The organism is Dyadobacter sp. OTU695 (assembly GCF_038440355.1).
Classification (GTDB): Bacteria; Bacteroidota; Bacteroidia; order Cytophagales; family Spirosomataceae; genus Dyadobacter.
Genome location: NZ_JASATN010000021.1, coordinates 1 through 20,070 on the forward strand (window position 1 = coordinate 1; position 20,070 = coordinate 20,070).

A 20,070-nucleotide genomic window follows, 5' to 3' on the forward strand; every position below is an offset into this window, starting at 1 on the left:
TGCGATGAGCGCCATTAGATTCGACAACAAGTTCAGAAACTACTATCGCAGAAAGGTAGCCGAAGGCAAGAATAAAATGTCCGTCCTTAATGCTGTCAGAAACAAAATCGTCCACACCATCTTTGCCCTAATAAAAAACCAAGCAACCTTTCAAGATCACTTGGTTTTATCATAGAAATCAGACTGACATTTTCTCAGCTATTGTCAGAAGTCATACCGATAAATCCCTTCCACCTTCGTGGTCGGCGGCATGTGGGCCAGGGTTTTCAAAAGTCCGTCGTGCAGGCCAAATACCCAACCGTGCAGATGCAGCTCCTGTCCCTGATGCCATGCGCCCTGTACAATGCTTGTTTGTGCGAGGTTATGTACCTGCTGGATCACATTAAGCTCCACCAAGCGGTCAAAACGCCTTTTCTCGTCTTCGATCGCGTCCAGTTCAGCCGCAAACTTGTCGTACACATCCTTGATATTATGGAGCCACCTGTTAATGAGTCCCAGGTCCTTGTGCATCATCGACGCCCTCACCCCACCGCACTGGTAATGCCCAACGACCAATATATGCCGCACTTTCAACACTTCAACGGCATATTGCAACACGCTGAGCATGTTCATATCGGTATGAACCACGAGGTTGGCCACGTTACGGTGTACAAACATTTCGCCGGGCTTCGACCCTGTCAGATCTTCGGCGGGAACGCGACTGTCGGAACATCCGATCCAGAGGAAATCCGGCTTCTGATCTTTGGCCAGTTGGTCAAAATACGTTTCGTCAACTTCGAGCTGCCGTGCGGCCCAGGATTTATTCGCTGACAACAGGGTGTTGATAAGTTCCATTTCGTGATTGATGATTGAAGTACCAAAATAATACAATCTCTCTCAGATTCATTCAAAAGCGTACATCCTTTTAGCGGAAAAAAATCCGTAATTTTGCACTCTTAAAATCCGGAGAGGGTTATAAATAGTGCTATTTACATTGATCGGTCACGGCAAATGCCGGGGCCAACTACGCATATGAAATACAACGAATATAAAAATCTGAGTTACCCTCAAATCGGGGACGAGGTACTGAAATTCTGGAAAGACAAGAAGATCTTTGAAGCGTCGGTCGAGACCCGCGAAGGCGCTCCTACTTTCACATTTTTTGAAGGCCCTCCATCCGCCAACGGAACACCGGGTATCCACCACGTAATGGCCCGGGCGATCAAGGACATTTTCTGCCGCTACAAGACATTACAGGGCTTCCAGGTGAAACGTAAAGGCGGCTGGGACACGCACGGGTTACCGGTTGAGCTACAAGTTGAAAAAGAACTGGGCATTATCAAGGACGATATCGGAAAGAAAATTTCGGTAGCGGATTACAATGAAAAGTGCCGCCAGACAGTCATGAAGTTCACCGACCAGTGGAATGACCTGACGGAGAAAATGGGTTACTGGGTAGACCTCGACAATCCTTACATTACCTATAAGAGCGAATATATCGAAAGCCTCTGGCATTTGCTTAAAAAGCTGTATGACAAAGGTTTGCTATACAAAGGCTACACGATCCAGCCCTATTCACCGGCTGCGGGAACGGGGTTGTCGTCCCACGAATTGAACATGCCCGGCACGTACAAAGACGTGAAGGACACGACGATCGTGGCGATGTTCAAGGTGAAAGAAGCCGCCAAATGGCCTGCATTAGCAGGTTCTGCAAACGAGGACATTCGCATTCTTGCCTGGACGACCACGCCCTGGACGCTTCCCGCAAACTCCGCATTGACGGTGGGCGGGAACATTACCTATGTTTTGGTAAAAACATTCAATCCTTACACGTACGAGCCGGTGGCGGTGGTGCTTGCGAAGGACCTGGTAGGCAAGTATTTCTCCGAAAAAGGCCACGAGGGCGATTTCGAAGGCTATGCTACCAGCGACAAAAAAGTATTGCCGTGGAGCATTGTCAATGAATTCAAAGGCAAGGACCTGGAAGGCATCGAGTATGAGCAACTTTTGCCTTACATCCAGCCTGGAACTCCCGCATTCCGCGTAATCCTCGGCGATTTCGTGACGACCGAAGATGGTACCGGCGTGGTGCATACTTCTCCTACTTTCGGTGCGGACGACTTCCGGGTGGCGCAGGCCAACGGCATTCCTTCCATCATGGTGAAAGACGAAAACGGCAAAGAAGTGCCTATCGTCGATCGCCAGGGACGTTTTGTGAAGGAGATCACCGATTATGCAGGCCGTTTCGTAAAGCCTGAATATTACTCGCAAGCTGAACAGGACGATCCCGAGTTCCGCCCTACCGACGTGCTGATCGCCATTAAACTCAAAGAGGAAGGCAAAGCATTTAAAGTTGAAAAATACGAGCACCCGTACCCGCATTGCTGGCGTACGGACAAGCCGGTGCTTTACTACCCGCTCGATAGCTGGTTTATCCGCACCACAGCGGTGAAAGACCGTTTGGTAGAATTGAACAAAAGCATCAACTGGAAACCCGAAAGCACGGGAACCGGCCGCTTTGGCAACTGGCTCGAAAACCTCGTTGACTGGAACCTCTCGCGTTCGCGCTACTGGGGAACGCCACTGCCTATCTGGCGCAACGATTATGGCGACGAAGCGTGCATCGGATCTATCGAAGAGCTGAAAGACAAGCTGGAAGAAGCTATTATCTCCGGCCATTTGACCCGCGAGCAGGCTTTACATAACTCAGATTACCTGCAAAAACTGGAACACGGCGACTACGACTTGCACCGTCCGTATGTGGATGATGTAGTGTTGGTGGGCAAAACCGGCCATATCATGCACCGCGAACCGGACCTGATCGACGTTTGGTTCGACTCGGGCGCAATGCCGTATGCACAATGGCACTACCCGTTTGAAAATCAGGAAATTTTTAACCAGGCATATCCTGCCGACTTTATTTCAGAAGGTGTAGACCAAACCCGTGGCTGGTTCTTTACACTCCACGCCATTGCGGGCATGTTGTTCGATTCGGTTGCATTTAAAAATGTAGTGTCAACCGGACTGGTACTGGATAAGAACGGCAACAAAATGTCGAAGCGCCTGGGCAATGCAGTCGATCCGTTTGCGACATTGGCACAATACGGCCCAGACGCGACGCGATGGTACATGATCACCAATGCGGAGCCATGGGACAACCTGAAATTCAACATCGACGGTATCGGCGAAGTGCAGCGCAAATTCTTCGGAACGTTGGTTAATACGTACAATTTCTTTGCATTGTATGCCAATCTTGATGGTTATGAGTTCCACGAAGCCAGTTCGGTACCTATTGAAAAACGCACCGAGCTCGACCGCTGGATCCTTTCGAAACTGAATACTTTGATCAAGGAAGTAGGCGAGCAATTCGACGATTATAACCCGACGAAAGCGGGCCGTCTCGTTCAGGATTTCGTGACCGACCAGCTTTCAAACTGGTACATCCGCCTGAACCGCCGCCGTTTCTGGAACCCGTCCGCGGAACAAGGAGCCGGTTTGACTGACGATAAAGCAGCTGCTTATGAAACTTTGCACCATTGCCTGGTAACTGTTTCGCAGCTTATGTCGCCTATCGCGCCGTTTTTTGGAGAATGGTTGTATAAAAACCTGACAGATAGTGATCGCGAAGCGTCGATCCAGCATAATGCGCCGTTCAAATACGATTCGGTCCATTTGACTTACTGGCCAAAGATCGAAGCCGAGGTGGTGGATAACGACTTGGAAGAAGCGATGGACCTTGCGCAGCGCATCAGCTCGCTCGTACACTCGATCCGGAAAGGGCATAAGCTGAAAGTGCGCCAGCCATTGTCGAAAATCCTGATCCCGGTTTTAAGCGAGAAAACGAAACGTCAGATCGAGCAGGTGGCTTACATTATCCTTTCCGAGGTGAACGTGAAGCATATTGAGTTTGTGCATGACGATAGCGGCATTTTGAAGAAGAAAATCAAACCTAACTTCAAAACCCTCGGCCCGAAATTCGGCCCGAAAATGAAGGAAGTGGCAGCAGCTATTTCAGCGATGGCCGAAGATCAGATCCGCGAGATAGAGGCCAGCAGCGCCATTACATTGCCAGCCGCAAGTGGCCCGATCGAAATCGCATTGACCGACGTGGAGATCATCGCAGAAGACGTTCCGGGATGGCTCGTAGCGAGCGAAGGCGGCCTTACCGTTGCCCTCGACATCACCGTTACCGAAGACCTGCGCCTGGAAGGTATCGCCCGCGATTTCGTGAACCGTGTACAGAATCTGCGGAAAGACAGTGGTTTTGAAGTAACGGATAAGATTCGCATTACCTTACAAAACAACGACGGCCTGCTCGCCAGCGCAGTAACCGCCAACAAAGATTACATCTGCCAGGAAGTACAAGCCCTGGACCTCACCCTCGTCGGCGACCTGAATGGAGAAGCCACGGAGATTGAAATGGATGAGTTTTTGTTGAAGGTGAAGATTGAGGTGGTATAACCAATAAGAATGCAGCTATACGAGGCATATCCATTTGTCCTCAATGAGGGGAAAACACACTATCATTTTCAAAGCATCGGCAAACGCGGTGTGTTTGAGAAAGCTATTGAGTTTTCCCCTCTTAATGATAATGTTTACAATCTGGCTTTGCTTGATTTCAATCCGGAAACGGGAGAATATTCCGACGATACCATTACTGACAATGGTGATATGCGGGAAGTGCTCGCTACTGTGCTAAAAATCGCACTTCAGTTTCTTGCTCAAAATCCTTATCAAACAGTCTTTATTCAGGGCAACAGTGATTCCAAAACCCGGCTTTATCAAATTGCACTAGGGAAACTGTTTCCTGATGTTCATGTATTCCTATTAATCAAGGGCTACAAAAATGGGCAATGGTCTGATTTTGAACCTAACGGCTCCTTTGAAAGTTTTTTGATTGAACGAAAATTGCTAGATTAGTAAATCCAACATACGCTAAATATGAAAGTCCTCGAAAAAAAGTTCGTTCCGCTACCCAACATTCCTGGAAAAGTTACGATAGACAACTCGCTCCCAGATTTGTCAGAGAATCCCGTTGTTAAAGCCAAAGTCGAGCGTGCTCGTAAATTTCTCGAAGAACACCCCATTCCCGAGCATATGCTGAGGAGGAAATAACCACCTTATGCAACTAAAAAACTCTACCGCAATCATCACCGGCGGCGCGTCCGGCCTCGGCGAAGCTGCTGCGCGGTTATTCATAGCCAACGGTGCCAAAGTTGTAGTTCTTGATTTGAACGAAGCAGCCGGACAAGCACTTGAAAGCGAATTCCCCAACCAGCTTAAATTCATCAAAACGGACGTCACGAGCGAAAGCGAGGTAAAGCATGCATTGGACATTGCTTTGCAAACCTTTGGCAGCATTCAAATCGTCGTCAACTGCGCAGGCATCGCTCCTGCACGCAAGATCGTTGGGAAAGCCGACGGTATTTACGGCCCGCATTCCTTTGAGCTTTTTGAAAAAACCATTCGCATTAACCTGCTAGGTACATTCAATGTAATGCGGTTGGCTGCATTTGTGATGGAAAATAACGAACCCAATGCTGAAGGTGAACGGGGGGTGATCATCAACACGGCGTCCGTCGCCGCCTATGACGGTCAAATGGGCCAGGTAGCGTACGCCGCCAGCAAAGGCGGGATCGTAAGTATGACATTGCCCGTGGCGCGTGATCTTGCAAAGGTCGGCATCCGCGTCATGGCCATTGCACCGGGGCTTTTTGAAACGCCGCTGCTTATGGGCCTGCCAGAAGATGCTCGCATTTCGCTCGGAGCGCAGATTCCATTTCCGTCACGGCTTGGAAAACCTTCGGAATATGCATTGCTTGCAAAATCCATCGTTGAAAATCCCATGCTGAACGGGGAAGTGATCCGGCTCGACGGGGCGATCAGGATGGCTCCGAAATAGTAAAACCGATCGTTATGCGAGGACATTACTTTTTAAAATGGCTTTTTCTGACGGTACTTTCTGTCAGCACCCTTCATTTTCGCGAGCGTAGCAATGTCGGTCATCACCGGATCGAGCAGATTTCTTTTGAGCATAACGTCAGTCAAAAGCTGTGTCTTGACTTTTCCAGTTTCAAGGCTTTTGCTGTTCAGTCGCCGACTTTTGTTTATTTCAAAAACGCGCAACACGCGCAGTTTATCTTCCTTTCCAATTCGCTTAGCACCGCCATTGGCTCTTATCCGGAGCTAAGTTCTCATCTCGGGCTCAGCAGCTTTCACATTCAAAATCAGCATTTCAGGAGTCGAACGCTTCCCTCCGACGATTTTTCCATTTTCCAATCGTAACACGGCTTCCGCATCTCGCGGCAGCTTGTAATGACGCGCCAAAGCACGTCCGGGCTGTGCTATGCGCGGTCTTTACGGTTCATTTAACTCAAATGAAAAATGGGAATAAGACGAACAATTTTCTTTCTGCGGAAATGGCTTCTGCGGATCGCCATTTCGTTTATGCTCGGGTTTTCGAATGCCATTAACCAGGACTCGAAGAGCATCGACGACACTACTTTCAAAATTGAAGAGACTACTAAAAAATAAGAACCCGGGGATCAGATCATACTGATTCCCAGGTTTCTATAAATGTCAAATGCTTCGTTTTCGGGCTCTTTATCCGTGATAATCATCGACAGACGCCCCGTGGGACAAACATAATATGCCTCAGCCGTTCCCAGCTTTTCGGTAGTCGCCAATGCGATCACATCTTTGGAAGATTCTATCATGGTCCGCTTCACATCGCTTTCTTCAAAATCAGGCCCCGTAACGCCCAGGTCCGCGTGAATGCTGCAAATGCCAAGGAGACAAATATCGGCCCTGAATTTCTTGAAAAACTGAATCGAATCGTTGCCAATCGTAACAAATGAATTTTTCAGCAAGCGGCCGCCTGCGAACAATACGTCAACATGCTCGTGTTCTTCCAGAATAGAGGCGATGGGAAAACTATTGGTAATGACAGTCAGTTTCAAATCTTTGGACAGCATCTGAGCGATCAGCAATGCGGATGTACCGCCATCAAAAATCACGACCTGATCGTCTTTGAGGAACTGCAATGCCTTTTTTGCAATAATTTGCTTCTGGTCGTTATCGTACTTAATCCGGTCGCGGAAATGGTGCGGGCCGGGCGAATGCGGTACTGCGCCCCCGCGGACGGATTTGAGCAGGCCCTGGTCGGCGAGCTCCTTGATATCCCGCCTCACGGTATCCTCCGACACATTCAAAAGCGTACTCAGATGCCCCAGATAGACTTTCTGCTCATGTCCCAGCTGATCCAGTATGATCTGGAAACGTTCTTCTTTTAACATAGGTATCCCCGATTATGTTTGCAAATTTAACAAACATTTTAAATTTAAAATTGCAAAATATTGCATTCTTGACTTACATTTGTTGCAAATAATTGCAAATACTAATTGATCATCATGAAAAAATCGATTGCAGTGGACATGGACAATGTCATCGTTGACATTGAAGCTAACTGGATTAACCATTACGCCGATGCATTTGGCGTGAGAGTAACGAAAGAAGCAATGCACGGTATCCCCGAAGACCAGGCCTTTCCCGATCCGCTCGCTGCACGCAGCCTCCTTTACATACCTGGCTTTTTCCGCAATGCCCCGCTCATTCCCGGAGCGCAGGAGGCGATCATCAAATTGCAGGAAAACTATGAGGTCTACATTGTGTCGGCAGCCATGGAATTCCCCAATTCCCTTCCTGAGAAATACGACTGGCTAGCCGAGCATTTCCCTTCGATCCATTGGAGAAACATCATTTTCTGCGGCGATAAAAGCGTTATCAACACAGATTATCTGATCGATGACCATTTGAAAAACCTCGATTTTCACAAAGGGAAGCCTATTTTGTTCACAGCCGGGCATAACCACGGGGTTGACAGGCATACGCGGGTCAATAATTGGGATGAGGTGTTGGAATTATTGGCGTCGGAGCTGGTCTAGCTGCCGGCTGATCATCCAACGGGTTATTTCGGGTATTTTATGTAACTTTATGTAGTTCCAGCAATTATCTTGAAGCCTAATCACCGTCTTATGCCTAAGCAGCAAATTTCTCTTGACCCACTGGCAGATCTTGTTAAAGACCTTGAAGAGATCGACAAAATACAGCCTCATAATGCTTCTCTAGAAGGCTTTGAGCTGTCTCCGGAAGGATTGGATGAACTGCTCAAGAGAATTGCTGCATTCGAGGACGGTAAATTATCGGCACGCCCTTGGAACGACATAAAAAAAGACTTTGGCCCAGTATAACATTCTCTTCCTTAAAACTGCTGAAATCGAGCTTCATGAAGCATACGAATGGTATGAAAAAAGAAAAATCGGATTAGGTAAGAGATTTATAGCAGAAATATCGGGCCGCTTGAATTCCATAGCCGACAATCCCCACAAGTTTGCTAAAAGGTATGGCCAAAAGTTACGTTTTGTACCGTTGCCGGTTTTCCCTTTTATTATTGCTTATCGGTCAGAGGAAGATGAACAAGTGATTCAAGTCGTTTCAATCTTCCACACAAGCCGCAATCCTAAAAAGTTCTTTACCTAACCCTGCTCCTGCACCCGCGCCTTCAATTGCAACAATTCATCCCGTAACCGCGCAGCTTCCAGGAAGTCCAGATCTTTCGCGGCTGCTTCCATTTTGCGTTGGGTTTCGGCGATGAGTTTTTGTAAATCGGTTTTACCCATGTATTGAACAACCGGATCGGCGGCAATGCGAACTTCATCCGGCTCGACATATACCTTACGGACTTTGGAATCGGCCACCGAGGTTTGTTCCATAATGGCCTCCTTCGATTTGCGGACAGTTTTCGGCGTGATACCGTTCTCCACGTTGTAGTCCATTTGAATGCTGCGACGGCGGTTCGTTTCGTCGATCGCGAGCTGCATTGAGCCCGTCATCACATCCGCGTACATAATCACCTTCCCGCGGTCGTTACGCGCGGCACGGCCGATCGTCTGGATCATGGAGCGGGTATCGCGCAGGAAGCCTTCCTTGTCAGCATCCATAATGGCTACCAGCGATACCTCGGGCAAGTCGAGCCCCTCGCGCAGAAGGTTAACACCCACGAGCACATCAAAAACACCAAGCCGCAACTCGCGCAAGATCTCCACGCGGTCCAATGCCTTCACCTCCGAGTGAATGTAGCGACATTTGATGCCCACCCGATCCAGGTATTTGCTGAGTTCCTCTGCCATCCGTTTGGTCAGCGTAGTGACTAGCACACGATCGCCGAGCTTAATACGTTCGGTAATTTCTTCCAGCAAGTCGTCGATCTGGTTCAGGCTTGGCCTAACCTCGATTTCTGGGTCCAGCAGCCCGGTAGGACGAATAATCTGCTCTACCACAACACCCTCCGACTTTCGCAACTCATAATCCGCAGGCGTAGCGCTTACAAAAATGGTTTGCGGCGTCATATCTTCGAACTCCTGGAATGTCAGCGGTCGGTTATCCAATGCCGACGGCAATCGGAAACCATATTCTACCAACGCCTCTTTACGCGAGCGGTCGCCGCCCCACATCGCGCGGATCTGCGGCATGGTTACGTGGCTTTCGTCGACTACCATTAGGAAGTCTTCCGGAAAATAGTCCAGCAAGCAGAACGGGCGTTGCCCGGGCATCCGGCGGTCGAAATAGCGGGAGTAGTTTTCAATACCGGAACAATAGCCCAGCTCGCGCATCATTTCCATGTCGAACTCGGTACGCTCCTTCACACGCTCGGCTTCCGCAAGCCGCCCTTCTGCTATAAAGTACTTGATCTGGTTTTGCAGATCATCCTGTATTTCTTTAATGGATTGATTCAAAACATCCCGTCCGGTAACGAACAGGTTCGCGGGAAATATGGCAATGGCTTTTTCGGACGACAGCTTTTTGCCCGTTTCCGGCTCGATCCGCTGAATTTCCTCGATTTCATCCCCGAAAAAAATAAAACGGTAGGCAAAATCCGCATAACCCGGAAACACGTCAACCGTATCCCCTTTCACACGGAAAGTGCCCCGATTGAACTCTACTTCCGTCCGGCTGTAAAGGATCTCCACAAGCCTGAAAAGAAACTGGTTGCGGCTCACAACATCGCCCAACTTGGCACTGACAATGCTCTTTTTGTATTCCAAAGGGTTTCCCGCGCCATAAATACAGGAAACCGACGCCACCACGATCACGTCCCTTCGCCCACTCATGAGTGACGAAACCGTGTGCAAACGCAGCTTCTCGATCTCCTGATTGATCATCAGGTCCTTTTCAATGTAGGTATTGGTGCTGGAAATGAATGCTTCCGGCTGATAATAGTCGTAGTAGCTGATGAAATACTCGACGGCGTTGGTGGGAAAAAACTGCTTGAATTCGCCGTAAAGCTGGGCGGCCAGCGTTTTGTTGTGGCTCAAAACGAGCGTCGGCTTGTTTACCTGCGACACCACATTGGCGATCGTAAATGTCTTTCCGGATCCCGTTACCCCGAGCAACGTTTGAGCAGGCTCTCCGTTTTCAATTCCCTGTACTAATTGTTTGATTGCCTCCGGCTGATCGCCCGTCGGCTGGTATTCTGAGGTAAGTTCGAAGTTCATAGCAAGTCGTGAAGCAATACAAAAAGAACGCACTTCAAAGATAAATTAGTTTCTTTGAAATGCGTTCCTGTTAGCGGACGGCTAGTTGCGGACGGCCAGTTGCCGACGGCCAGTTGCGGACGGCTAGTTGCGGACGGCCAGATCTTCTTACGCTTGCTTTTGCAAAAGTTCTTGCGCGTTCTCAACCGCTTTCTTTTCTTTCCAGTGTTGCCAGTCGAGGCCGAGCAATTTAGTCATGCTTTTATCTACAAACGTGTGGCGGACGAGGTTCATACCGCCACGGACCGCCGTGAAAATAGAGTTGTTCGCACGCAATGCGAGGCTGAAACCGCCGTCCACATAACGAATATAATGCCACCAGAGCGAGGGAATGAAAATCGTCTCGCCGTGTTGAAGGATCGTTTCGTAGCCTGTCGCCCCTTTCAATGCCGGGAATTTCTCATAATCCGGGTCAAGCGGGTTCACCTTGCTCATTACCGTGAACGGGTGGTGATAAAGCCGGCGGCTTTCTTCGGGGGAGAACAAAATAACCTGCTTGCGGGTCTGGAACTGCGTCAGGAACACGTTCGAGCAGTCCATATCATAATGCAGGTTCGTAATCGAACCTTCTCCACCAAAAAACACAAATTTGTAGGACTTCAAAAAGCCATCCATGATCGTTGGAAAACGGATGTCGTCAGCCAGTTCAGGAATTTTCTTGAAAATATCGAAAAGGAAAATACGCAGATCGGTCGGGCCTTTTTCGATGAGGCTCAGGTAATCGCCGAACTTCATCGTTTTGGCAATCTGGAAATATTTGTCGGCGTCGTGAATGTGATTATCTACCAAAGGAACATCCAGGTTTCCGTGATTTTCCCGAAGCCATTCAAAAGTCCATTTCTGAACGGCAGGCCAATCTTTTGCCAGGTCGGTAAACACCACCGGGCGACTTGGTTTTAAGTAATTTTCGATGAATTCTTCGCGCGTCAGTCCGGTGCGCTTCTCTATGGGCACTAATTTCATAGCAAGAAACTGAGTAGGTAATCGACTATTTATGGAATACCGTTACATTTTCAACTATAACGGGAGGATAACCGCCTGGGTTTAAAACCCAACATAATATCCGGTCAAATGTATTAAACAGATTTCAAAAATATAAATTTCGTAAAATATAATAAAAGTATATCCCTAAAACAGATAGACTAAATAGGTTATCTATGAAATATTTCACCATACTTCCGTCAGCCGATCTCGCCCGGTATGTCCGCTTCTTCTGGGTGCTGGAACACGACCTCGCCGAAAGTGAGCCCTACTTTCACCGGACGATGGCCGACGGTTGCGCGGAAATGGTATTTCATTTCAAAGGCCGGTTCGATGAAATCCTGAAAACCGAGCAGTCGGAACTTTCTTTCCGCTCGGGCATTCATGGACAATCACAGTCATTCCGGCGGTTCCGCATCAGCGAGAATTTCGGAATTTTCGGGGTGTACCTCTACCCTTTCGCTATTCCGGCACTTTTTGGCATTCCTGCGGCGGAATTGAGCAACCAGATGCCCGACCTCACCACGTTTCTCGGCCATACCGGCACGGAGCTCGAAGAACGGGTTATGCTCGCAACCGATCACGCCGAACGCATTCATATTGTTTCAGAATTTCTGAGGAAACGCATTCGCAGCCATGAGGTGCATGAGCCGGCGGTTTTCTCGGTAATCAGCAGTGTAATCCGTTCCAACGGCTTGGCCAAAATCCCGGATCTCGCGGCACAAAGTTTTCTGTCTACCCGGCAGTTCGAACGGAAATTCCTGGCATTCTCCGGTTTTACCCCAAAGTTGTTCAGCCGGATCATCCGGTTTCATTCGGCACTCAATGAATATGGCAACAAGGAGAAATCACTCACCGAGATCGCTTACGAATGCGGGTATTACGACCAATCGCATTTCATCCATGATTTCAAGGCCTTCTCGGGCGAACATCCCAAAACCTATTTTTCCGGCAATGCGGAGGGGATGGGTTACCGCGACGCGTGATGTCGCATTTTTCCAATTTCAGGGCAGGCAGCCCGGTTACTTTTGTTTAAACCAAAAACAAAAAGACATGAGCAATGTAAAAATCCCGAACGGCCATCAGGCCGTCATCCCTTACCTGATGCTGGACGGCGCCGCCCGGTTCAAAGAATTTACCACCAGTGTATTCGACGGCACGATCTCCTCCACCCATTACCAGGAAGATGCCCCCGAAATGATCAAACATTCCGAAGTTTCCATCGGCGGTAGCGTAATCATGTTCTGCGACGCCCGCCCCGAATGGCCCGCGCAACCGGCTAACCTATTCGTATACGTGGAAAATGCAGACGCGAGTTATGAAAAAGCGCTTCAAGCGGGTGGTACAAGCATTATGCCACCCGCCGACCAGGAGTACGGCCGGAGCTGCGGCGTGTCCGATCCGTGCGGCAATACCTGGTGGATCACCTCCGTTCAATAACCGAAATGCCGTCTTAATACCTATATTTAGCGCATTAAGACGGCATTTTTACTATGATCAATTATAACAACAAAGTATTCGTTCCATTGTCCAATTCCGAAAACGGCGAGGTGGATCTGACCATGCAATTCGTATATCAGCAAACGGGCCATATCGTTACGTCCACCTACGCTGGCGGGCGCATTCGCAGCGGGCATCTCATCGCACTCGTGGACGAACGGGGAAACCTGGATATGCGTTATCATCAGGTGAACGATAAGGGCGAGATCACGACGGGTATTTGTAAATCAACACCCGAGCAACTTCCGAACGGGAAAATCCGTATGCATGAAAAATGGCAATGGACTTCAGGCGACTATTCGGAAGGCGAATCATTGCTGGAAGAATTGTGATATTTCATCCAAACTGAAACTGTAATGCGACTTCAACTTACCTTGTGGATCATACTTGCCGCATTCGCCGGCCAGGTGTCCGCTCAAACTTCCAAAATCGTTTCCGGCTCTACGAAATTCAGTGTCAAGTTTATCCTGGGCACTTGTAACGGCACATTCGACGCCCCGCGGGGAGAAGCCGTTTTTAATGAGAAGAGTCCCGAAAATGCTTTCTTCGATGTCAGAATTGCCGCTAACACTTTCAAAACAAACAACAACTCCCGGGATAAGGATTTGAAAAGCGACAAGTATTTCTGGGTCGAGAAATATCCCGATATCCATTTCAAATCCTCCAAAGTCGAGAAGAAAGGCGACAAGTACCAGGCCACCGGCACGTTGACGATGCGCGACGTGTCCAAAACGGTTACGCTTCCCTTCGATGCCAAAAAGAATGCCGACGGTACCTATTCTCTCACGAGTTCCTTCGATGTAAATCGCCTCGACTATAAAATCGGCGAAAAAGACTGGAAGCTGAAAGACATCGTAACCGTCAATCTCCAGGCGACGATTAAGTAGCACTCTTCTACTTTGCAGGGGAAGCCATTGCCCGTCCACAAAAAATACTTCATTGTAATTGTAATTAGTCTAAATAATATTTTCCTTTGTGATTATAATTAGTCTAAATTAATCCTCTGTGAGATATTATTTTACCGTTTCTTTGATATTGCTGGTAGTCAGTAGGCTGATAGCACAGGAGGGAAGCGGCATTGCCGCGACCAGGACGGACACTACCAAGCTTTCGAATACGACACTTTCTTTAAATGAGGTCGTGATAACAGGGCAATCGGAGCCACAGTCGTTGCGAAACTCCGTGTACCAGGTGCGCACGATCGACAGCGAGCGTATTCGCCTGAGAGGCGCGACTAATTTGCAGACGATCCTCAATACCGAGCTCGGAATACGGTTTTCAAACGACCTTACATTGGGCACCAGCGATATTCAGCTCATGGGAATGTCGGGACAGGGTGTCAAGATTCTCCTTGACGGCATTCCGATGGTCGACCGCGGCGGCACTCGCGAAAGCCTGGGGCAGATTGACATCAACATTATCGAGCGAATCGAAATCGTCGAAGGCCCCATGTCGGTCATATATGGCACCGATGCATTGGCCGGAGTGATCAACATTATCACGAAAAAGGGGCATGGCGGTAATTCACTCACCATCAATGCGCGGATACAGGACGAAACAGTCGGTGAAGAATATGACGCGTTAACCAAAAAGGGGATACATAATCAGGGATTGGGGTTAACCTGGCAGAATGAGCATTTACAGTTTTCAGGTAATGTAACCAGAAACAACTTCGGTGGCTGGAAGGGGGCTTCGACAGGCCGGGCGAAGGCTTGGATGCCCAAGGACCAGATGCTCTACACCGCCGGCACACGCTTCACCGGCAAAAAATGGAACGCCTGGTACCGCTTCAACGGCACCGATGAAACGATCAAATACCTCGGCAACCGGAACCCGAATACCGGCATTGCTTCCGATCAGGACTACATTACCAAACGTTGGTTCCATCAGGTACAATCGGAGATCAGGCCAAACGAAAAGCTGAATATCACCGCGGTAGGCTCCTATACCGACTATTCCCGTCGCACACTTAGTACAAATCTTGATATCAACGACCGCCGCACGCTCTCTCTCGAACCAGGCGCACAGGACAAATCCATTTTTACCACTGCATTTTTCCGCGGAACGGCCTTTTACAAAGCCGGAAACCATTTTTCCATATTGGGCGGAGTCGATTTCTCGAACAACAATGCCTCCGGTGCGAGAATCAATGGCTCCCCTACCATCAATGAATATGCACTGTTCGTTGCTCCTGAAATCCGCTTCGGGCAGTTTTTCAAGCTTACGCCTGGTTTGCGGTTCCTGAAAAACTCGGTTTACGACGCTCCACCGGTGATTCCGTCACTGAATGGTAAGCTTACACTGAGCAAAACCCTGGACTTCCGCTTCGGGTATGCACGCGGCTTCCGCTCACCCGCATTGCGCGAGTTGTATTTCGATTTTCATGACGCATCGCATTCCATTAATGGTAATGTCAACCTGAAAGCCGAATATTCCAACAGCTTCAACTCTTTCCTCGTGTGGCAGGCCGTCAGTCACGAAGGGCTCCGCATCAGCTCTACGCTTGGTGGCTTCTACAATGTGTTCCATGACCTGATCGACACCGGCATTGATCCGAATGACCGGACGCAAACGACCTACCTGAACATCCATTTGTTCAAAACCACGGGGTTTTCGATTGACAACAAGCTATTCTGGAAAAACCTGCAAGCGACAGTGGGCGCCACTTATATTGGCCGCTATAATGAATTTTCGGAGTCGCCTGCGGATTTCGGCTCCCTGCCGGAGTTTGTATGGTCAACCGAGGTGAATGCAAACCTGCTTTACACCTTCAAAAAAGCCGGCGCGAGCATTAACCTGTTCTATAAATTCTCCGGGAAGCGCCCTGTTTACGAGACTACCGACCAGGTCAATATCCACCTGGCCGAAACAGAAGGCTTTCACATGGCCGATCTGACGCTTAGCAAGACGCTCGGCAAATACGTCAATCTGCTGGGCGGCATTAAAAATCTCTTCGATGTCACCAACCTGCAAAATACCTCTACCGATACAGGAGGCGCGCATAGCACTGGTGGCGCAGTACCGATGTCATTCGGCCGGTCGTATTTCCTGGGCCTCAGTTTTCAATGGACAAAGCATTAACAATCAAATACCCTTTCATTATAACTACAATTAATTATGAAGAAAATAATCCGGTCGCTATTACTGATTGCATTCCTGGGAACATTCAACGCCTGCAACGACGACGAACCACCACTGCCGGATAACCTGGCGACTTTTGAGGCCACTGAAAAGGGTTTTGAAGGTGAAGAAACCGAGATCAAAATCGCGCTTACGAGAACAGTGGATGCCGCCACGCCCGTTTCTGTGACATTAACCCCGACACAACTTACCTACGACAAGGAATTCACCACTACTCCCGCTGCCACGGGGGCAAACAATACGATCACGTTATCGGTACCTGCGGGGCAGTCGTCCGTTTCTTTTAAAGTGAGCAAAAAATCGGGTGTGCTCCTGGACGGTGATGAAAGCATTGCGTTTAAAATTGCGTCCGTAGGCGCGCCGGTCCTGATTGGCACCAATTCAGGTCTGAAACTGAGCTTCAAAGCGATCATTTCCGACGGCACAAGCATTCAGCTGAATGGTATCGCGGGCAGTGAACCTGGAAGCAGCGCCGCTAATTCGGTTTTCCTCGACCTTAGCGCCAATGTGCAAACACCCGTTCTCCGCAACAGCTGGGATCTCGGGTTTTTCAATGGTACCGATTTTCGCGTGACCATCAATGCAACGAATGGCGCTTCGGCACTGGCGATTAATAAAACGGACATCAACGCGGTTTCCGATAAGGATTTCAAAACCGATTCATTGGCTGTTGGCCAGGGAGCAGGTAAACTGTCGCTCGTAGACGACGCTGCCGGCGACCTCACTAAAACCGTAATTGCGGCAGTTTCAGCCACCGACGCCGAGAACAAGGTTTACATTCTCAACCGCAAAGGCGGATCGATGGACGTCCTTCCGGCAGCTGATCTGTACAAAATTCGCATTCTCCGGAAAGGCACAGGCTACACCTTGCAGTATGCCAAAGTAAATGAAACCACTTTTAAAACCCTGGACATTACCAAGGACGCCGCCTACAACTTCGAATTTGTTTCGCTGGAAAAAGGCGCGGCTGTCGATATAGAACCGGCGAAAGACCGCTGGGATTTGAAATGGGGTTATAGCATGTATTTCACCAATTTCGGTGCGGGACTGATCCCCTACGGCTTCTCCGACCTGGTGTTTATCAACAATCTGGCCGGTGTAGAAGCCGCGGAGGTGCTCACTACCACGGCGACTTACGACGCATTTGCCGAAAGTAACCTTACCGGCATCACATTCAACAAGGCTGCTGATGCCATCGGTTCGAAATGGCGCGTTACGCAGGGTACTATCGGCGTAAAAACCGATCGCTTTTACCTTATCAAAGACGCGGCCGGCAATATCTACAAACTGCGCTTCATAAGCTTCCACAAAGACGATGGCGGTGAGCGCGGCAAGCCAAAGGTAGAATACAAGCTTGTTAAAAAAGGAGCCTGAATATGATACTGAAATCCATTATCCTTTCGGCGTGGGCATTAGCAGCAATGCCGGAAGCGTCGATTCCTGTTAATGCTTCACCATTCACGGCAGTTGCGATGCCGGAAATCAGGGTGATCAAAGATTTGAATGCGAATACCAAGACTTACGTCTATTTCAGCCTGGCTACCGGGAAGGAAGTACCAGCGGCCGATGCGAAGACCAAAAACTGGGACATTGCATTCAGCAAAACCACCATTGCTACCAACAGCGGCACCAGTGGCCCGGGCGAGGGCGGTGCGATCGTTTTGGAAAAACCTTTTGATCAGGTAAGCGAAGCGCCCAAAGAGGGCTACAAAACCGACGGAGATGCAGGTTTCGCCATTCCGGGCGGAAGCGGTAATAGCTGGTACAAATATGATATGAGCGTTCACGCGATCCTGCCGATCCCGGGACGAACGCTTTTGGTAAAAACCGCTGACGGTAAAATCGCCAAGGTGGAGATAATCAGCTATTACAAAGGCGCACCGGAAGATGTACCTACGGAAGAGTCCAGCTACTACACTTTTCGATACACAATTGCGGGCGAGGATGGCAAGTTTTAATCCGAAACCCTGAAATGCAAAAATCCCGGATCGATCCGGGATTTTTTCGTTATCTGACGTATTTCCAGTTCCGAACCTTCCCTTCCGCCAGCCATTCCAGCGCCTGCGCGATGCGCTTCTCACGCGTGGCTTCGGTTTTGGCATCTTCAAACCATTCCACATATTCTTTCTTGTTGGAATAGCTGAACCCCTCGAAAGCCTTTTTTGCGGCTGCGTGGTCGGCCAATGCCTCGGTAACATATGCTGGAATTACCAGTTCTTTCGTTTCTTTCGGCTTGTCCTCTTTTTTGAGTTTTACACCGCTGTCGATCAGCCGCATTGCTTCGCGGATAAACCCTCTTAAATGCTCCTCAGCCGGCAGGTCTTCAACACTGGTGATTTTTCCAAGGCTTCCCATTCCAACCCGCTCGCCATTCACAGCCAACAACTGGTGCGGGTCGCTGAGTTGTGATTCGAGCCAGAAGCCGAATGCACAATGCTGCTTGAAAGACGCCATACTGCACAGGATAGCACCTTTGTATTCAAAATGCGGGAAGCTCCATTTCATCGTCTCCTTCACCTCCGGGCACACCTCATGTACGAGTGCACGCAGGTATTCGAGTATGGGAATCGCAAAACTGGCAGATTTGACAATGTAAGCGTCAATACGCGGGTCGGTGTTACTCATTGTTTTTCAAGAATTCCTTTCAGATTCGTCAATCCTTCCTGAAAATCCTTTCCGATCGATTCATCCATATTCATAAAAGGAAGCATGATGTTCATCGGGATAGGCATTTTGCCCGTAAAGCCCCAACGGACACGGGTGGACGTCGAGTCGATCCCTTCCGTAATCATGTAAGCGTCGCTGGTACTCTCAAACGGTTTCAGGAAGCGCAGCTGGGTATCGATCCGCTGGCCTTCGTCAATTTTGGTAATTTCCTGCTCGCCTTTACCTACGTCGTCGTTCCCCTCCCACATCGAGACGAAGCCTACGGTACCGTCTGTACCAGAGAAGGTCTTGACCATTTTAGGATCGCGGCGGCCCCATACACTCCAGTCGTTCTGCTTTTTAAGGGATTTCAGGTATTCAAAAACCTCGGCTTTGGGTTTGTTCACGACGATCTCACGCTCGACGGCGTACTCCTTAGGCATAATGAAAGCGGCAATGAGGGCCAGCGCAATGAGACCCAGGATAATGTAGAGCACTTTTTTCATAGGGTGGGTACTTTTTGGTGAATAATTAAACCTGTACTTGACTTCATCAAGATCTTCAATCAGTTCGGTATTAGTCATTCCCGCCTTTTCCAGCACACGGATAGAGGCAGTGTTATTGACATTCACAAATGCGATCACATCCCTTGCATTCAGCACATTTTTCGCAAACCGGATCAGTCCGGTTGCGATCTCTGTCGCCACTCCCCGCCCCCAGAATTCCTCCATCACCCGGTAGCCGATCTCGATTGCCGATCCTATCTTGTCCAGCTTGGCTGCCCCTATCAGTTCCCCCGAATGCCTGTCTTCGATGAGGTACCGCCCCAGATACGTGTCCATACCGTATTCTTCCAGGAAACTTTTGAGCATACTGTCCGACTCCTCGCGGGTAAGCGAATATCCGGTCACATATTTCATCACATTCGCATTATTGCTCAACCTGAAATACTTGTCACCGTCTCCGGCTGTCATTTTGGTCAGCACAAAATGCTCGGTATAAATAGGTGTAACGACCATCGTATGCGGCATTGAGCGTTTCGCGAAAAATCGGATAGCCTTGTCAATATACACTTTTCTCTCAAAAAGTTAAGCCATTTTCCGGTTTGGATTTCCAGGAGGTCAAGTTCCCTGTTTGAGCGGAAAAACACAAGTTTGAAACCGACTATTCAATCGCCCATTCATTTGGAGAAAGAGCGGATTCCCATTTATTACCAGTCAAATATTTTCTG

Annotated in this window: 22 protein-coding genes; 16 read left to right on the forward strand and 6 right to left on the reverse strand. The window is 49.0% G+C overall.

The window, feature by feature from the left end:
• Positions 1-204: 204 nt before the first annotated feature.
• Entirely contained in the window at positions 205-834 is a 630-nt protein-coding gene (gene can, locus AAHB90_RS26975; protein WP_342088348.1) for a carbonate dehydratase, read from the reverse strand.
• Between the two features lie 177 nt (positions 835-1,011).
• Here can and ileS point away from each other — a divergent pair, with 177 nt between their 5' ends.
• The 6 genes from ileS to AAHB90_RS27005 all read left to right on the forward strand — a co-directional run bounded on the left by ileS (position 1,012) and on the right by AAHB90_RS27005 (position 6,513).
• A complete protein-coding gene (gene ileS, locus AAHB90_RS26980) occupies positions 1,012-4,440 on the forward strand; it encodes an isoleucine--tRNA ligase (RefSeq protein ID WP_342088349.1) in 3,429 nt (1,142 codons plus the stop codon).
• 9 nt (positions 4,441-4,449) lie between these two features.
• The gene (locus tag AAHB90_RS26985) at positions 4,450-4,899 is read left to right on the forward strand and encodes a DUF6934 family protein (RefSeq protein ID WP_342088350.1); all 450 of its coding nucleotides are present in this window, start codon (positions 4,450-4,452) and stop codon (positions 4,897-4,899) included.
• A gap of 21 nt (positions 4,900-4,920) precedes the next feature.
• Entirely contained in the window at positions 4,921-5,094 is a 174-nt protein-coding gene (locus AAHB90_RS26990; RefSeq protein ID WP_177194259.1) for a hypothetical protein, read from the forward strand.
• Between the two features lie 7 nt (positions 5,095-5,101).
• Complete coding sequence (locus AAHB90_RS26995) at positions 5,102-5,881, forward strand: 3-hydroxyacyl-CoA dehydrogenase (RefSeq protein ID WP_342088351.1); 780 nt, start codon at positions 5,102-5,104, stop codon at positions 5,879-5,881.
• A gap of 14 nt (positions 5,882-5,895) precedes the next feature.
• On the forward strand, positions 5,896-6,264 hold the full coding sequence (locus AAHB90_RS27000) for a hypothetical protein (protein WP_342088352.1): 369 nt from the start codon (positions 5,896-5,898) through the stop codon (positions 6,262-6,264).
• Between the two features lie 99 nt (positions 6,265-6,363).
• Positions 6,364-6,513, forward strand: coding sequence for a hypothetical protein (locus AAHB90_RS27005; protein WP_342088353.1), 150 nt, complete (start codon positions 6,364-6,366; stop codon positions 6,511-6,513).
• An 11-nt stretch (positions 6,514-6,524) separates the two neighbouring features.
• Here the strand turns inward: AAHB90_RS27005 and AAHB90_RS27010 are convergent, their stop codons facing one another.
• Positions 6,525-7,274 carry a DeoR/GlpR family DNA-binding transcription regulator gene (locus tag AAHB90_RS27010; RefSeq protein ID WP_342088354.1) on the reverse strand — a complete coding sequence of 250 codons (750 nt, stop codon included), beginning with the start codon at positions 7,272-7,274 and terminating at the stop codon, positions 6,525-6,527.
• A gap of 114 nt (positions 7,275-7,388) precedes the next feature.
• On the opposite strand from AAHB90_RS27010, the gene AAHB90_RS27015 reads away from it, so the two are divergent.
• From AAHB90_RS27015 to AAHB90_RS27025, 3 genes are all read left to right on the forward strand, one after another.
• Entirely contained in the window at positions 7,389-7,922 is a 534-nt protein-coding gene (locus AAHB90_RS27015) for a 5' nucleotidase, NT5C type (RefSeq protein WP_342088355.1), read from the forward strand.
• A 90-nt stretch (positions 7,923-8,012) separates the two neighbouring features.
• The gene (locus tag AAHB90_RS27020) at positions 8,013-8,228 is read left to right on the forward strand and encodes a hypothetical protein (protein ID WP_342088356.1); all 216 of its coding nucleotides are present in this window, start codon (positions 8,013-8,015) and stop codon (positions 8,226-8,228) included.
• Positions 8,215-8,517: a type II toxin-antitoxin system RelE/ParE family toxin gene (locus AAHB90_RS27025; protein ID WP_342088357.1), complete on the forward strand. Its 303-nt coding sequence runs from the start codon at positions 8,215-8,217 to the stop codon at positions 8,515-8,517. Before AAHB90_RS27020 ends, AAHB90_RS27025 begins: the two co-directional genes overlap by 14 nt.
• On the opposite strand, the gene uvrB is transcribed toward AAHB90_RS27025, so the two are convergent.
• Both uvrB and AAHB90_RS27035 read right to left on the reverse strand, forming a co-directional pair.
• Positions 8,514-10,532, reverse strand: a complete 2,019-nt coding sequence (gene uvrB / locus AAHB90_RS27030; protein WP_342088358.1) for an excinuclease ABC subunit UvrB — start codon at positions 10,530-10,532, stop codon at positions 8,514-8,516. The genes AAHB90_RS27025 and uvrB overlap by 4 nt on opposite strands.
• 147 nt (positions 10,533-10,679) lie before the next feature.
• Positions 10,680-11,534: a cupin-like domain-containing protein gene (locus tag AAHB90_RS27035; RefSeq protein WP_342088359.1), complete on the reverse strand. Its 855-nt coding sequence runs from the start codon at positions 11,532-11,534 to the stop codon at positions 10,680-10,682.
• A gap of 194 nt (positions 11,535-11,728) precedes the next feature.
• Between AAHB90_RS27035 and AAHB90_RS27040 the strand changes: the two genes are divergently transcribed.
• The 7 genes from AAHB90_RS27040 to AAHB90_RS27070 all read left to right on the forward strand — a co-directional run bounded on the left by AAHB90_RS27040 (position 11,729) and on the right by AAHB90_RS27070 (position 18,151).
• Entirely contained in the window at positions 11,729-12,538 is an 810-nt protein-coding gene (locus AAHB90_RS27040; protein WP_342088360.1) for a helix-turn-helix transcriptional regulator, read from the forward strand.
• Positions 12,539-12,605: 67 nt separating this feature from the next.
• A complete protein-coding gene (locus AAHB90_RS27045) occupies positions 12,606-12,992 on the forward strand; it encodes a VOC family protein (protein WP_342088361.1) in 387 nt (128 codons plus the stop codon).
• Positions 12,993-13,045: 53 nt separating this feature from the next.
• On the forward strand, positions 13,046-13,384 hold the full coding sequence (locus AAHB90_RS27050) for a n-acetylglutamate synthase (protein ID WP_342088363.1): 339 nt from the start codon (positions 13,046-13,048) through the stop codon (positions 13,382-13,384).
• A gap of 24 nt (positions 13,385-13,408) precedes the next feature.
• Positions 13,409-13,939, forward strand: coding sequence for a YceI family protein (locus tag AAHB90_RS27055; RefSeq protein WP_342088364.1), 531 nt, complete (start codon positions 13,409-13,411; stop codon positions 13,937-13,939).
• A gap of 118 nt (positions 13,940-14,057) precedes the next feature.
• Positions 14,058-16,133 (forward strand): TonB-dependent receptor plug domain-containing protein, encoded by a 2,076-nt coding sequence (locus AAHB90_RS27060; RefSeq protein ID WP_342088365.1) that lies wholly within the window; start codon positions 14,058-14,060, stop codon positions 16,131-16,133.
• A gap of 36 nt (positions 16,134-16,169) precedes the next feature.
• Positions 16,170-17,567 (forward strand): HmuY family protein, encoded by a 1,398-nt coding sequence (locus tag AAHB90_RS27065; RefSeq protein WP_342088366.1) that lies wholly within the window; start codon positions 16,170-16,172, stop codon positions 17,565-17,567.
• 2 nt (positions 17,568-17,569) lie between these two features.
• Positions 17,570-18,151, forward strand: coding sequence for an HmuY family protein (locus AAHB90_RS27070; RefSeq protein WP_342088367.1), 582 nt, complete (start codon positions 17,570-17,572; stop codon positions 18,149-18,151).
• A 49-nt stretch (positions 18,152-18,200) separates the two neighbouring features.
• Here the strand turns inward: AAHB90_RS27070 and AAHB90_RS27075 are convergent, their stop codons facing one another.
• Positions 18,201-18,818 carry a YdeI/OmpD-associated family protein gene (locus AAHB90_RS27075; RefSeq protein WP_342088368.1) on the reverse strand — a complete coding sequence of 206 codons (618 nt, stop codon included), beginning with the start codon at positions 18,816-18,818 and terminating at the stop codon, positions 18,201-18,203.
• Positions 18,815-19,912, reverse strand: coding sequence for a GNAT family N-acetyltransferase (locus tag AAHB90_RS27080; RefSeq protein ID WP_342088369.1), 1,098 nt, complete (start codon positions 19,910-19,912; stop codon positions 18,815-18,817). Before AAHB90_RS27080 ends, AAHB90_RS27075 begins: the two co-directional genes overlap by 4 nt.
• Positions 19,913-20,070: the final 158 nt, after the last annotated feature.